Raw genomic sequence first — 14,906 nt, forward strand, 5'->3', positions numbered from 1 at the left:
CAGGGGCAGAGCCCTTTGCTTACTTTGGGGCTTTTCCAAAGTGAGTCGCTGTAAGAGCGAAACCATAGGTGGCCGTTACCCGAATAACGGATATGTACTCAATCACAAGGCATCCCTGAGAAACCCCGGCGCGATATACCGCTGATAATGCGCCTCAGACAAAATAAAAAACTCCCGATCAATGGCATCCCGCAATTCAGGCAACCCCCACTCCCGAAATTCCGGCATCAACACCATCCCATAAGCCTCAAGATTGCTGATCACCCGCGCCCCCCGGGCAATCAACTGATAGGCCCAGCAGTACTCCGACTGATGCGGCACAAACCGAATCTTGCGCTGTTCAAGCTGCCCCCGAAGCATTTTGGGGTCAAACACCTCAACCTTCCCCGCCATCACCTGCACCAACAACTGCTCCAGCCTCAGCCAGACCGCACGTTTTTCCTCCTCGTTGTAACCGTTCCACTGAATCACCTCATGGTGAAACCGCTTACACCCCCGGCACACAAGATCGCCGTAAACCGTGGAGCACAGGCCTACGCAGGGGGTCTTGATGGTTTGGTTGGACATGGTCGACAACGCACAAATCAGCGAAACAGTTGCACATGTTAGCCCTTTGTCTAAGGTTCATCACCCTGCAAACTTGGCGCGGCAACTTACGTTTAGAAATTTTTTGCCGTAGAATCACCCGGCCTTGTAAGGCGCCAATAATCCGTTGGAAGCTGTTTTCAAAGCGTCACGAGCACAGTCGTTCCTAAAGAACGGTGTTGGCGATGGTTATTTACCCGGTAAATAGCCAGCGCCAACCCTCATCAGCTCCGTTCTGCAGGCGTAAAACTTTGAAAGCAGCTTCTGTGAGGATTGCCGGCAGCGCTGGCTCTACGGCCCAAAAAGCCCCCGAGCGCATGCGTGCCGTGCATTTCTGGATGAGCGTCCCGTGGGACCACTGATGAGGGTAATAACTGTGCTTGAAGCCTACCGCAAACATATCGAAGAGCGTGCAGCCCTGGGTATTGTTCCCCAGCCGCTTAATGCCGAACAAACCGCAGGCCTGGTCGAGCTGCTGAAAAATCCCCCGGCTGGCGAAGAAGAATTCCTCGTTGACCTGATCACCAACCGCATTCCACCAGGCGTTGACGAAGCTGCCTACGTCAAGGCCGGTTTCCTGTCTGCCCTGGCCAAGGGCGAAGCCACTTCTCCCCTGATCGACAAGAAACGCGCTGTTGAACTGCTCGGCACCATGCAAGGCGGCTACAACATCGTGACCCTGGTCGAGCTGCTGGACGACGCCGAACTGGCGCCCGTCGCTGCCGCCCAACTCAAGCACACCCTGTTGATGTTCGATGCGTTCCACGACGTCGCGGAAAAAGCCAAGAACGGCAACGAACACGCCAAAGCCGTGATCCAGTCCTGGGCCGACGGCGAGTGGTTCAAGAACCGCCCGACCCTGGCCGACAAGATCAGCCTGCGCGTGTTCAAGGTGACTGGCGAAACCAACACCGACGACCTGTCCCCTGCCCCGGACGCCTGGTCCCGTCCTGACATCCCGCTGCACGCCCTGGCCATGCTGAAAATGGCCCGTGAAGGTATCGTGCCGGATGAGCAAGGCAAGACCGGCCCGATGAAGCAGATCGAAGAAATGCGCGGCCAAGGCTTCCCGATCGCCTACGTCGGTGACGTGGTCGGTACCGGTTCGTCGCGTAAATCGGCCACCAACTCGGTACTGTGGTTCTTCGGCGACGACGTTCCTTACGTGCCGAACAAGCGCGCTGGCGGCTTCTGCTTCGGCAGCAAGATCGCTCCGATCTTCTACAACACCATGGAAGATGCCGGCGCACTGCCAATCGAGTTCGACGTCACCAACATGAACATGGGCGACGTGATCGACCTGTACCCGCATGCTGGCAAAGTCACCAAGCACAACAGCGATGAAGTCCTGACCACCTTCGAAATGAAGACCCCGGTCCTGTTGGACGAAGTCCGTGCCGGCGGTCGTATTCCGCTGATCATCGGCCGTGGCCTGACCGAAAAGGCACGTGCCGAGCTGGGTCTGCCACCTTCGACCCTGTTCAAACTGCCGGAAGCTCCGGCTGAAAGCGACAAGGGCTACACCCTGGCGCAGAAAATGGTCGGCAAGGCGTGCGGCGTGGCTGGCGTTCGTCCAGGCACCTACTGCGAACCGAAGATGACCACCGTGGGTTCCCAGGACACCACCGGTCCTATGACCCGTGACGAACTGAAAGACCTGGCGTGCCTGGGCTTCTCGACCGATCTGGTAATGCAGTCGTTCTGCCACACCGCGGCCTATCCAAAGCCGATCGACGTGACCACCCACCACACCCTGCCTGACTTCATCATGACCCGTGGCGGTGTATCGCTGCGTCCAGGCGACGGCATCATCCACAGCTGGCTGAACCGCATGCTGCTGCCGGACACCGTCGGTACCGGTGGTGACTCCCACACCCGTTTCCCGATGGGCATTTCGTTCCCGGCCGGTTCCGGCCTGGTAGCGTTCGCCGCAGCCACTGGCGTTATGCCACTGGACATGCCGGAATCGATCCTGGTGCGCTTCAAAGGCGAAATGCAGCCTGGTATCACCCTGCGTGACCTGGTTCACGCCATTCCTTACTACGCGATCCAGGCTGGCCTGCTGACCGTAGAAAAGAAAGGCAAGAAGAACGCCTTCTCCGGCCGCATCCTGGAAATCGAAGGCCTGGACAACCTGAGCATCGAACAAGCCTTCGAGCTGTCCGACGCCTCGGCTGAACGTTCGGCTGCCGGTTGCACCATCAAGCTGTCGAAAGAGTCCATCACCGAGTACCTGAACTCCAACATCACCCTGCTGCGCTGGATGATCGGTGAAGGCTACGGCGATGCGCGTACCCTGGAACGTCGTGCCCAAGCGATGGAAGCCTGGGTTGCCAACCCTGAGCTGATGGTTGCCGATGCTGACGCCGAATACGCTGAAATCATCGAAATCGACCTGGCCGACATCAAGGAGCCTGTGCTCTGCGCGCCAAACGATCCGGACGACGCCCGTCTGCTGTCGTCGGTACAAGGCGAGAAGATCGACGAAGTGTTCATCGGTTCGTGCATGACCAACATCGGTCACTTCCGCGCTGCCGGTAAACTGCTGGATCAGGTCAAGGGTCAGCTGCCTACCCGTCTGTGGCTGTCGCCGCCGACCAAGATGGACGCTCACCAACTGACCGAAGAAGGCTACTACGGCATCTACGGCAAGGCTGGCGCGCGCATGGAAATGCCGGGCTGCTCGCTGTGCATGGGTAACCAGGCACGTGTAGAGCCGAACTCGACGGTTGTGTCGACGTCGACCCGTAACTTCCCGAACCGCCTGGGTGACGGCGCGAACGTCTACCTGGCTTCGGCCGAGCTGGCGTCGGTGGCTTCCATCCTGGGTCGCCTGCCGACCGTCGAGGAGTACATGGAATACGCCGCGAAGATCAACACCATGGCCAGCGACGTGTATCGCTACCTGAGTTTTGACCAGATCGCCGAGTTCCGTGAAATTGCTGCAAGCGCCAACATTCCTGTGGTTCAAGCCTAAGGTTTTGTTGCTGTAAACGAACGCCGCGTATCGTCAGATGCGCGGCGTTTTTTTATGCGCCTCGATTGAGGCCCAGACCTTGTCCTGCGCCTGCGTGCACGGCGTGCCTTCCGGGTGCGACTGGATCGTGGCGATCACCGCCCGCAACTCGGCCTTGCTCTGGTCCATACGGGCCTGCAGCTCTTCTATCTGCGCAATCCTGCGTTCCAGCCTCAACACGATATCGGCGCGCCTGGCCTCGCTCGGCGAGTCGTCCGGCATCAGCGCCTTCAACTCCTGCAAGCTGAAACCCGCCCGCTGAGCGCCCTGGATCAATTGCAGCGTCTGCAACGTCTGCGTGGGATAACGGCGATAGCCATTGCCTTGCCGCTCGACCTGGATCAGCCCCTGGGCTTCGTAAAAACGAATCTTCGAAGCAGCCAAGCCACTGCGTTCCGCCAGTTCACCGATATTCATCGCCTACCCCATTGACCTTAAAGTTACCTTTAAGCTTAGCCTGAGCGCTCCCATTGTGAGGAGTCAAGCATGTCGCCCTTTGAAGCATTGCAATTGCCCAACGGCCAAGTCGTCAGTAACCGCATCGCCAAGGCGGCGATGGAAGAGAACATGGCCGATGCCGACCAGGCGCCTTCCGAAGCCCTGATGCGCCTGTATCACGCCTGGGCCGAGGGCGAACCCGGCCTGATCCTGACCGGCAACGTGATGATCGACCGCCGAGCCATGACCGGCCCCGGTGGTGTGGTGCTCGAAGACGAACGCCACCTGGACGCGTTCCGCCGGTGGGCCACCATTGGCCGGGCCAAGGGCGCGCAGTTCTGGGTGCAGCTCAACCACCCGGGCCGCCAGACCATGGCCAACCTCGGCCAGCAGGCACTCGCGCCTTCTGCGGTGCCTCTGGACCTGGGTGGCTTCTCGAAGATGTTCGCCCAGCCCAAGGCGATGACCGAGGAAGATATCCAGGACGTCGTCACGCGCTTCGCTACCAGTGCACGCCTGGCGGAAAAAGCCGGCTTCAGCGGTGCCCAGGTCCATGCGGCCCACGGCTACCTGCTCAGCCAGTTTCTCTCACCCTTGAGCAACCAACGCACAGACCGCTGGGGCGGCTCCGTGGAAAACCGTGCACGACTCCTGCTGGAGGTGATCAAGGCCGTGCGCGCCGCCGTGAGCGCTGATTTCTGCGTGGCCGTGAAACTCAACTCCGCCGACTTCCAGCGCGGTGGCTTTGACGCCGCCGACGCCCGCGCCGTGGTCGAACTGCTCAACCCGCTGGCCATCGACCTGCTGGAGCTGTCCGGCGGCAGCTACGAAGCCCCGGCCATGCAAGGCGAAGCCCGCGATGGGCGCACCCTGGCCCGCGAAGCGTATTTCATCGAGATGGCCAGCGACCTGGCGCAAGTCGCCCGCATGCCGGTGATGGTCACCGGCGGGATCCGGCGCTTGCCCATCGTCCAGCAAGTACTCGACAGCGGCATCGCCATGGCCGGGATCGCCACCGCCCTGACCCTGGAACCGCACCTGATCAAGCAATGGCGCGCAGGCCGTGACCTCAACCCGCAACTGCCGCCGATCCGCTGGAAACGCAAACCCCTGGCCAGCCTGGCGAGCATGGCGGTGGTGCGCTATCAGCTACGCCGCCTGAGCCGTGGCCGACAGCCCAAACCCGGCGTGGCGCCACTGCTGGCGTTGATCAAGGACCAACTGTTTATCGCCCGGCGCACCCGCCAATATCGCGCCGCGATGACCAATTCTTCACATTAACCGGGGAGCATTCAGCGCCATGGAACTGTCCTCTACTGATCAGCAGCTTTTTACCCTCACTGACGATTGGAGTTCTTCATGGCGAAAATCACCCTGGCCCAGCAATTGGCGACCACCCTTGAACAGGCGGGCATCAAGCGCATCTGGGGCCTGACCGGCGACAGCCTCAACGGCCTGACCGACTCCCTGCGCACCATGGACAGCATCGAATGGATGCACGTGCGCCACGAAGAAGTGGCCGCGTTTGCCGCCGGTGCCGAAGCCGCCGCCACCGGCGAGCTGACGGTGTGTGCCGGCAGTTGCGGCCCCGGCAACCTGCATTTGATCAACGGCCTGTTCGACTGCCATCGCAACCATGTGCCGGTGCTGGCCATCGCGGCGCAGATCCCCTCCTCCGAGATCGGCCTGAACTACTTTCAGGAAACCCATCCCCAGGAGCTGTTCAAGGAATGCAGCCACTTTATCGAGCTGGTGACCAACCCCGAACAGATGCCCCACGTGCTGCACCGCGCCATGCGCTCGGCGATCCTCAATCGTGGCGTGGCCGTGGTAGTGATTCCGGGTGATGTGTCGCTGCTGGAAGTGGAAGACACCTTCAAGCCGTGGCCGGCCCTGCTCGCGCCACGTACGCTGCCGGCGGAACAGGACCTGCAACGCCTCACCGACATCCTGGAACACAGCGGCAAAGTCACCCTGCTGTGCGGCAGTGGCTGTGCGGGCGCCCACGATGAGGTGGTGGCCCTGGCCGACGCCCTCGGTGCGCCTGTGGTGCATGCCCTGCGCGGCAAGGAGCACGTGGAGTGGGATAACCCGTTCGACGTCGGCATGACCGGCCTGATCGGCTTCAGCTCCGGCTACCACGCCATGCTCAACTGCGACACGCTGATCATGCTCGGCACCGACTTTCCGTATCGCCAGTTCTACCCCACCGACGCGAAGATCATCCAGGTCGACCGCAACCCGCAGGCCCTGGGCCGGCGTGCCACCCTGGACCTGGGGATTGCTGCAGACGTCAGCGAAACAATCCAGGCGCTGCTGCCGCGCCTGACCCGCAAGACCGATCGCAGCTTCCTCGAAACCTCGCTCAAGCATTACGAGAAAGCGCGCCAGGGCCTGGATGACCTGGCTGAGCCGTCAAAGGCCGGCCGCCCGATCCACCCGCAATACGTTGCGCGCCTGCTCAGCGAACTGGCGGACGACGACGCAATCTTCACCGCTGACGTTGGCTCGCCTACGGTATGGGCGGCGCGCTACCTGAAAATGAATGGCAAGCGCCGGCTGATCGGCTCGTTCAACCACGGCTCGATGGCCAACGCCATGCCCCAGGCCATCGGCGCGCAAGCGGCGTTTCCCGGGCGCCAGGTGATTTCGATGTCCGGCGACGGTGGCTTCACCATGTTGATGGGCGACTTCATCAGCCTGGCGCAGTTGAACCTGCCGGTGAAACTCGTGGTGTTCAACAACTCGTCCCTGGGATTTGTCGCCATGGAGATGAAGGCTGCCGGCTACCTGGATACCGGCACCGAGCTGAAGAATCCGGACTTTGCCGCCATGTCCAACGCCATGGGCATCCTCGGTATTCGGGTCGAGCAGTCCGAAGACCTCGAACCTGCCCTGCGCCGCGCCCTGGCCCACGACGGCCCGGTACTGGTGGACGTGGTCACCGCCACCCAGGAACTGGTGATGCCGCCGAGCATCAAGCTGGAACAGGCCAAGGGCTTCAGCCTGTACATGCTCAAGGCGGTGATGAGCGGGCGCGGTGATGAGGTAATCGAGTTGGCGCGGACCAACTGGTTGCGTTGATAGCGCCATAGCGGCTGACCGCACACAAAAAAGACCCCGCCTAAAAAGCGGGGTCTTTTTTCGTGCGGCCTGTCAGCCGTGCTGTTTTTCGACCCACTTGCCATAGGCGTCGATAAACGCCTGCAAAAACGGCTTGGTCTTTTCCGAGACCTTGCCCGACTCGTCGAACACGCTGCCCGCACCGCCCAGGTAGGCTTCCGGCTGCTGCATGCATGGCACATCGAGGAACACCAGCGACTGGCGCAAATGGTGATTGGCGCCAAAACCGCCGATGGCACCGGGGGACACACTGATCACCGCACCCGGCTTGCCACTGAAGACACTTTGGCCGTACGGGCGCGAACCGACGTCAATCGCATTCTTCAATACACCCGGTACGGAGCGGTTGTATTCGGGGGTCACAAACAGCACCGCGTCGGATGACCGCACGTGCTGGCGGAAAGTACTGTAGGCTGCCGGCGGTGCAGCACCGTCGATGTCCTCGTTGTAGAGCGGCAAATCGCCAATTTCGACAATGTTCAACGTGAGATTGGCGGGCGCCAACTCGGCCAATGCCAGGGCGACCTTGCGATTGATCGACTCTTTTCTCAAGCTGCCGACCAGTACGGCAATCGTGTAGACCTTGCTCATTGGGGGTTCCCGGTTTCTGACTTAAGGAGCTTGTAGTTATAGAGCCTGCGCGGCGCTATCACCAGCGTGTTTTTGCAATCTCCAGGGACGTTCACACCGCAGACGGATTTGTAAGTAATGTCTGAAAAAGTCAACGAATAGTATTTTTTTTCAATAGGTAAACTACCCCGCTCTCCTACGGTCTACAGAACCGCAAATCGAGTGTTTATCTCCAGAGGTTCTAAACAGATGGCAGCAGTACTTGTCGGACAGTTCCATGCCAGAGACGCGGAAGGTCGCGTTTATTCGGTGCATGAGTTCCAGGAATCCAACCCGCCCCAAGGCGACCTGACTGGCTCGGCGCCCACCATTACCTACAAGCTGGCCATTGGCGATCGTGTAGAAAAACTGGACGGCGATGAATTCAGATTGATTCAGTCGGGCACCATCATCACCCGCGAATCCGCAACGACCCACGCTTCATAAGACCTCGCCGTAACGCAACGTCTTGGATGTGTACCTGCTCAGTCCTGGCCATACGTGGCATGGTGACTGGGCCGGGACGGATCGCAGCGTTCAGCTTCCCCAGCCGTTCATGCCCATCAGCATGGTTATAAATCCCATCAGTACCAGACCCAGGCCCAGCGGCCACTTCAGGTAGCGGCTCCACCCCGGTCGAAGTTCGAAAAAGCGCCACACGCCTTCGCGATGCCTGGCAATCACCCGATCCCCCCAGATCATTCCCGCAATGCCCCCCGTCAACACCAGCAAGCCCATGCAGGTCAGCGCCGTATTGAAAGGTGCCTTGCCGAGTTGTACCTGCGTTATTTCGATCGGATGGTCGCTATCCTCTCGCCTGACCTCGACCGTGGCCTGCCCGCGCTCACCCACCACACGGTACAAAGACTGCGTATAGCCGGGTGTATCGCCATGAACGCCACCGTAGCCCGGGTAGAGTGTCACACGCTTTAGGAGCTCAACGGATGAAACGGTCCCCACCTGCGACGTGACCTGCGCCTGTGAGCGAATAAACGCCTGAAACGCCAGGTTCGTCGGATCTTTTTCTTCGTAATGCTTGACCACTACGCCCAAAGCCACCACCGCCACGGCTGCCAACAGCCAGTTCCTGGCACGTCGTGAAACGCCGGAGGCGCCGCCGATGCTACTCGCCATAGGCAATGTCCACGTTGTCGCCTTCACCACCCAGCGTCCGGTCCTTACCGAACGAAAACAACTCAAAGGGCGCGCTCGGCTGGGTAGCCGGGAAATGGTACTGATAGGCCACGCCCCAAGGGTCTGTGAGGATATCCTCCTTGAGGTACGGCCCCTTCCAATTCGCCTCGCCTTGAGGCTGAACCGTCAGCGCGCTCAGGCCCTCGTCATCCGTTGGATACCGCCCCACATCCTGGTGAAACTGCTCCACCGCCTTGCCCAGCGCACTCAACTGGACCTTGGCCGTGGCGATTTCCGTTCGGGTCACGTCGCCAAATAGCCGCGGCCCCACCGCAACCGCCAGCACGCCAACCACCAGCACCACCACCAGCAGGTCCCACGACGAAAACCCGCGCGTGTCTGTTTTACCGAGCATCGATAAGGCTCCCCCTTGGATCCTTGGGTTGATACGCCCTTTGTATGACCTGTTGGTTGCAGGCGCCAGGGGCTTGATCGTGCAAGTCTAGTTGGGCCGTTCCCGCGCCGGGTCTTTTTTCAACGCCCGGGCCCAAGCCATTGAATCCACGTCGCACTGAACATAGACTCCGGCCATGCGTTTACGTCATATCGAAGTCATTCAAGCGATTTTGCAGACCGGACACCTCGGCACCGCCGCCGAATGGTTGCAACTCCCCGTGGCCGATGTGGAGGCGACGCTCAAGGATGCCGAGCTGCAACTGGGCTTCATGCTGTTCGCCAGTGTGCGCGGACGCTTGCAGGCCACCCGCGAAACCCTTGAACTGCAGGGCCAGATCGCCCACCTCTACGCCGCCCTTGAGCCGGTGCAGCGCCTGGCCAGCAGCCTGAAGCACCATCATGCCCCGCCCTTGCGCGCGCTGTGCACCCCGCCCCTGGCCAATCAGTTGTTGCCCCAGGCGATCGCCGTGCTGCGCCGACGCTTTCAAGACACGCCGTGCAACCTGTCCAGCCACTCCACCCGGGATATCGTCAAAAGCCTGCTGCTGCACGAAGCGGACCTTGGCCTGAGCCTGCACGACCCGGAACACCCGCAAATCCACAGCACTCCACTGGCCCACGGCAAGCTGCAATTGCTTGCGCCCCATGGCTGGCTGAAACCGCGGCAGAAGTACATTGCACTGCAAGAGTTGGCCGGGCAGTCGATGATCGGGCTGGAGGGCCAGGACCCGCTGAGCCGCCTGCTGGACAGCAAACTGCAAGCCCTGCGCCCGCTGCCGGTGGTACAGACGCGGGTGCAGACCTACCAGATGATGCGCAGCATGGTTGAAGCCGGGGAAGGTCTGGCGATTGTCGACCCGTTCACCGCCACCGGTGCACGGGAAGCCGGGCTGGATGCTTGCCCGTTGTCACCCCCGATTGGGGTGACCTTGTATGCGTTGACGCTGGAAGGCAGCGCGGCGTCGCCCGCCTTGAATGCGCTGCTGGAGATTGTCACCGAGAAGGCCGAAAGCCTGCTGACAAACACACTCTCCTGACCAACAGAGATAAATGTGGGAGCTGGCTTGCCTGCGATGCGGACACTGCGGTGTATCAGTAACACTGAGGTGATGCTATCGCAGGCAAGCCAGCTCCCACACTGAATCAGCGCCCGGCTTCAGACCGCTTCCAGCTCCGACCTGAACAACCGATACCAGAAAATCGCCACCTCGCGGGTCTGCGGATCGATCCCGCGATAGCGCAGGTGGTCGATTCCGCCCATCACATACCCGCAACGCTCGTACAACCGGCAGGCACCGAGGTTGTTGTTCTGGGTTTCCAGCATCATCCCCGGCAGGTTCTTCTTGCGGCTCCAGAACTGCGCCACGTCGAGCAACGCCTTGGCCACCCCGTGGCGCCGCGCGGGCAATACCACTGCCAGTTCGTCCACATGGGCAAAGCCGTTCCAGTTGGTGCTGACCACGATATGCCCCACGGGCCGGTCATCCAGGTACGCCATGAACACCGCACTGTCGGCCGCGTCACGGAAGCTGGCGAACTCCTCGGGGTCGATGCCATAGCATTTGCGGTACGGCACAATGCGCTCCACCGCCCACTGATCGACGCGTTTGCCCATCTCCGGCATGCCGTAGGCGTTGACCTCAAAGCTGAAGTCGTTACCCCACACGTACGCGTCAAATCCTTCGTCAGCCACCCGGACACTGAGGCCCGGGTACTTCGGGTTCATCACAGCTTGCATAAACATTCTTAACCCTTGATGCAGTCGACGGTGTAACAACGACCAGTGCCGTCGTCTTCGTGTTGCAGTCCATGCACATCCGCGACAAAGCCGGGGAAACTGCTATCGAACGTCCTGGCAAATGCCAGGTAATCAATGATCGAGCGAGTCGATTCGGTAAAACGCTCCCCCGGCATGATCAATGGAATGCCCGGCGGATAAGGCACCAGCATGACCGCTGCAACGCGTCCTGGCAAAGCGTCGATGGACACCGCCTCGACTTCGCCCTTGACCAGCAGGTCGTAGGCATCGGCCGGTTTCATGGCGATTTCCGGCAACACGGTGTACATCCGCTTCAGGTGCTTGGCCGTGGCATTACTGCGGTAGCAGCCGTGCAACTGATCGCACAGATCCTTCAAGCCCAGGCCCTGATACCGTGCCGGCCCCTGCGCAAACACCGAGGGCAAGCAGCTGGCGAGGCTCACGTTGGCGTCATAACTGCGCTTGAATTCCAGTAATTCGGTGAGCAGGGTACTCCACTTGCCTTTGGTGATGCCCATGGAAAACAGCACGAGGAACGAATACAGCCCGGTCTTTTCCACCACCAGCCCACGTTCCCAGAGGAATTTACTGACCACCGCCGCAGGGATTCCGCACTCGCTCAGCGCCCCTCCGGCGTTCAGGCCGGGCATCACCAGGGTGACTTTTATCGGGTCCAGCAACACGTAGTCTTCGGCGATATCGCCAAAGCCATGCCACTCCGCCTCGGGTTGCAGCAGCCAGTCCGCCGTCACCACCCGGTCGATGCCCGCCACCAGCGGCGGCTGCCAGATGGAAAACCACCAGTCTTCGGCGGCAATGTGCTGGCGCAGGTTGGCCAGGGCGCGACGAAAGCTCAGGGCTTCATCAAACATCTCTTGCAGCAATGAACGCCCCGCCGGGCCTTCCATCATGGCCGACGCCACGTCCAGGGAGGCGATGATGCTGTACTGCGGCGAGGTGGAAATATGCATCATGAAGGCTTCGTTGAAGCGGTCGCGGTCCAGCTTGCGCACCCCGCCATCCTGCACATGGATCATCGAGGCCTGGCTGAATGCCGCCAGCAGCTTGTGGGTGGAATGGGTGGTGAACACCAGCGGGCTGTCGGGCGTGCGCGAGGTGCCCATGCCGTAGCGACCGGCGAAGAACTCGTGAAACGCCGCGTAGGCGTACCAGGCTTCGTCAAAGTGCAGCACCTCGACGCTGTTGCCCAGTTGCTGCTTGATCAGCTCGGCGTTGTAGCACAGGCCGTCGTAGGTGGAGTTGGTGACGACCGCCAGCTTGACCTTGGCCGGCCGGCCACGGGTCAGCTGGCTCGCGTCGATCTTGGCGCGGATCGAGTCCGAGCTGAACTCGCTCAGGGGAATCGGCCCGATGATCCCCAGTTCATTGCGCTCCGGGCACAGGTACAGCGGGATCGCGCCGGTCATGATGATCGAATGCAGCACCGACTTGTGGCAGTTGCGGTCCACCAGCACCAGGTCATCACGGCCCACCATGGAGTGCCAGACGATCTTGTTGGCGGTGGACGTACCATTGATCACGAAGTAAGTGTGATCGGCGCCAAAGTTACGTGCCGCACGGGCTTCGGCCTCGGCCAGCGGCCCGGTGTGGTCCAGCAGCGAGCCGAGTTCCGGCACCGACACCGACAAGTCCGAACGCAGGGTGTTTTCCCCGAAGAACTGATGAAACGCCTGCCCCACCGGGCTCTTGCGATAGGCCACGCCACCGCCGTGACCGGGGGTGTGCCAGGAGTAATTGGAGTCCGCCGTGTGCTGCACCAACGCCTTGAAGAATGGCGGCAACAGGCCATCCAGGTAAGCCCGCGCCGCCCGGGCCACTTGCCGGGCGAGAAACGGCACGGTGTCTTCAAACAGGTAAAGAATGCCCCGCAGCTGGTTGAGTTCGCTCATGGCATCGGCCGGGGCGTTTTCCAGGGTGACTTGCTCACCGAGGGCGAAGATCGGCAGGTTCGGTGCCCGTACCCGCGCCAGGCGGATCAGCTCCACCATGTTTTGCATCAGGTGGGTATTTTCCCCGGCCCCTTCGGCGGCAATCAGCATGCAGGCCAGGCCGTGATGGGTGGAAGCCACCAGGCGGCCCTCGGCGTAGTCCACCGCCGAAAAGATACTGAAGCCCTCCTGTTCCAGCTCCCGGGCGATGCCCCGGACGCGGTCGCCGGCAACGGTGTCGGCCTTGATGTCGCGGTGTACGATCAGAACCGGGAACTTCAGGTCTTTGTACATGAGCGCTTGGCGTCCTGAGGGCTATGCCTTCAGGGTAGAAGCTCGGGGCCGATGTGGCGAATGAAGATGTTCAACCGGTCTTCATAAAGCGCCGTCGATGACCTCGCGCAACACCAACGCCGCGTCCATAGCCTGCTGGCGAGTTGCCAGGTTGGTGAAGCCCATCAGCAGGCCTTGCTGGCGACCGGGCTCGATGCTCCAGCCAGACACGGCCTGAATTCCCAGCCCCGCACGAGCGGCGGCGGCCGCGATCGCCTGATCAGAGACGTCCACCCGCAGCCGCGCCAACAAGTTGATCCCGCCCGACTGCTCATCCACCTGCAAAAACTCCCCGCAATGACTGGCCAACGCTTCCACCAGGAAACCGCGCCGCACGGTGTAGAGCTGGCGCATTTTTTTCAGGTGCCGGGTGAAATGGCCTTGTTCAAGAAAATCGGCCGTGGTGGCTTGCAGCAATTCAGCGCTGCGGTTTTGCAGGACGCCGGCGCTGGCCTCAAAGGCCGGGCGCAGCGCTTGAGGCACCACCAGATAGCCCAGGCGCAACCCCGGGAACAGCATCTTGCTGAAGCTGCCCGAGTAGATCACCCGGTCGGCAGTGTCCTGGCTCTTGAGCGCCGCCAGAGGTTGGCCCTTGTAGCGAAACTCGCTGTCGTAGTCGTCCTCCACCACCCAACTGCCATGGGCCTGCGCCCAGTCGAGCAAACCGAGTCGCCGGGTGGCACTGAGGGCCACCCCCAGCGGACTTTGGTGGGCCGGGGTGACAATCGCCAGCCGCGCCTTTGGAGCGCGCCGTACGCCCGCCTCCACATCAAGCCCGTCATGGTCCACCGGCACCGCTACCAACTTCACGCCCAAGTGGAGTAACAATTGCCGCGCATGCAGGTAGCCCGGGTCTTCGAACCAGCAGTCCTGGCCGGCCATCTGCAGCGCATCACACACCAGCGCGAGGCACGCCGAATAACCGGCGCACACAAACACCTGCTCCGGTGAGCATTCCACGCCCCGATACAGCGCCAGGTATTGCGCAATCGCCACACGCAGCGAACGGGCACCACGCACGTCGCCCATGGCCAGGCTGTTCACGTCGATACGCCGCACCTGGCGGGTGACCAGCCGCGCCCACAACTTGCGCGGGAAACTGTCGAGCGCCGGCAAGCCCAGTTGCAGCAGGCGCAGGTTGGATGCCGGTGCCACGGGTTCGGATGCCACCGGCAGCGTCTTGATCGACCGCTGCGGCAGTGCCTCGGCCACCACCGTGCCCGCTTGGCCGCGCGCGAGGAAAAAGCCTTCGCTGACCAGCAACTGATAGGCCGTCTCCACGGTGCCCCGGGCCACCTTCAGTTCCTGGGCCAGGCTGCGCACCGACGGCACTCGTTCGCCGGGGCGCAGTTGGCCCTGGTCGATGGCCTGGCGAAAGCGCCGATAAATCTCCTGGTATTTGGGCAGTGACGACATCGTTATCCGGCTCACAGTCAATCAGCCCTGAAGTCTGATCTTGTCCCAACCCGCTTGTCCATTCTTGGCCCTATTGAGCCGGCGACCC

13 protein-coding genes are annotated in these 14,906 nt (G+C 61.3%); 5 read left to right on the forward strand and 8 right to left on the reverse strand.

From position 1 onward, the window contains the following. Positions 1–102 precede the first annotated feature (102 nt). Complete coding sequence (locus MUM_RS0115120; RefSeq protein WP_010171178.1) at positions 103–567, reverse strand: DUF1289 domain-containing protein; 465 nt, start codon at positions 565–567, stop codon at positions 103–105. A gap of 394 nt (positions 568–961) precedes the next feature. On the opposite strand from MUM_RS0115120, the gene acnB reads away from it, so the two are divergent. Beyond that, positions 962–3,562, forward strand: a complete 2,601-nt coding sequence (gene acnB, locus MUM_RS0115125; protein WP_010171179.1) for a bifunctional aconitate hydratase 2/2-methylisocitrate dehydratase — start codon at positions 962–964, stop codon at positions 3,560–3,562. A 33-nt stretch (positions 3,563–3,595) separates the two neighbouring features. Here the strand turns inward: acnB and MUM_RS0115130 are convergent, their stop codons facing one another. Continuing rightward, on the reverse strand, positions 3,596–4,018 hold the full coding sequence (locus MUM_RS0115130) for a MerR family transcriptional regulator (RefSeq protein WP_010171181.1): 423 nt from the start codon (positions 4,016–4,018) through the stop codon (positions 3,596–3,598). Positions 4,019–4,087: 69 nt separating this feature from the next. On the opposite strand from MUM_RS0115130, the gene MUM_RS0115135 reads away from it, so the two are divergent. After that, the gene (locus MUM_RS0115135) at positions 4,088–5,320 is read left to right on the forward strand and encodes an NADH:flavin oxidoreductase/NADH oxidase family protein (protein WP_010171183.1); all 1,233 of its coding nucleotides are present in this window, start codon (positions 4,088–4,090) and stop codon (positions 5,318–5,320) included. Between the two features lie 78 nt (positions 5,321–5,398). Then, entirely contained in the window at positions 5,399–7,123 is a 1,725-nt protein-coding gene (gene poxB / locus MUM_RS0115140) for a ubiquinone-dependent pyruvate dehydrogenase (RefSeq protein WP_010171185.1), read from the forward strand. Positions 7,124–7,195: 72 nt separating this feature from the next. Here poxB and MUM_RS0115145 read toward each other — a convergent pair whose 3' ends face one another. Beyond that, positions 7,196–7,753, reverse strand: coding sequence for an NADPH-dependent FMN reductase (locus tag MUM_RS0115145; protein WP_010171186.1), 558 nt, complete (start codon positions 7,751–7,753; stop codon positions 7,196–7,198). A gap of 228 nt (positions 7,754–7,981) precedes the next feature. Between MUM_RS0115145 and MUM_RS0115150 the strand changes: the two genes are divergently transcribed. Continuing rightward, entirely contained in the window at positions 7,982–8,218 is a 237-nt protein-coding gene (locus MUM_RS0115150) for a hypothetical protein (RefSeq protein ID WP_010171188.1), read from the forward strand. Positions 8,219–8,308: 90 nt separating this feature from the next. Here the strand turns inward: MUM_RS0115150 and MUM_RS1000000132820 are convergent, their stop codons facing one another. Together MUM_RS1000000132820 and gspG are read right to left on the reverse strand one after the other, a co-directional pair. Beyond that, complete coding sequence (locus tag MUM_RS1000000132820) at positions 8,309–8,905, reverse strand: hypothetical protein (RefSeq protein WP_010171190.1); 597 nt, start codon at positions 8,903–8,905, stop codon at positions 8,309–8,311. Further along, entirely contained in the window at positions 8,895–9,320 is a 426-nt protein-coding gene (gene gspG, locus MUM_RS0115160; protein WP_010171193.1) for a type II secretion system major pseudopilin GspG, read from the reverse strand. Before gspG ends, MUM_RS1000000132820 begins: the two co-directional genes overlap by 11 nt. A gap of 175 nt (positions 9,321–9,495) precedes the next feature. Between gspG and MUM_RS0115165 the strand changes: the two genes are divergently transcribed. Continuing rightward, the gene (locus tag MUM_RS0115165) at positions 9,496–10,398 is read left to right on the forward strand and encodes a LysR substrate-binding domain-containing protein (protein WP_010171195.1); all 903 of its coding nucleotides are present in this window, start codon (positions 9,496–9,498) and stop codon (positions 10,396–10,398) included. A gap of 119 nt (positions 10,399–10,517) precedes the next feature. On the opposite strand, the gene MUM_RS0115170 is transcribed toward MUM_RS0115165, so the two are convergent. From MUM_RS0115170 to pdxR, 3 genes are all read right to left on the reverse strand, one after another. Next, positions 10,518–11,087 carry a GNAT family N-acetyltransferase gene (locus MUM_RS0115170; RefSeq protein WP_029615920.1) on the reverse strand — a complete coding sequence of 190 codons (570 nt, stop codon included), beginning with the start codon at positions 11,085–11,087 and terminating at the stop codon, positions 10,518–10,520. A gap of 20 nt (positions 11,088–11,107) precedes the next feature. Then, a complete protein-coding gene (locus MUM_RS0115175) occupies positions 11,108–13,363 on the reverse strand; it encodes an Orn/Lys/Arg decarboxylase N-terminal domain-containing protein (RefSeq protein ID WP_010171199.1) in 2,256 nt (751 codons plus the stop codon). Positions 13,364–13,444: 81 nt separating this feature from the next. Beyond that, the gene (gene pdxR, locus MUM_RS0115180) at positions 13,445–14,818 is read right to left on the reverse strand and encodes a MocR-like pyridoxine biosynthesis transcription factor PdxR (protein WP_010171201.1); all 1,374 of its coding nucleotides are present in this window, start codon (positions 14,816–14,818) and stop codon (positions 13,445–13,447) included. Between the last annotated feature and the right edge of the window lie 88 nt (positions 14,819–14,906).

This window comes from Pseudomonas sp. PAMC 25886 (assembly GCF_000242655.1).
Lineage (GTDB): Bacteria > Pseudomonadota > Gammaproteobacteria > Pseudomonadales > Pseudomonadaceae > Aquipseudomonas.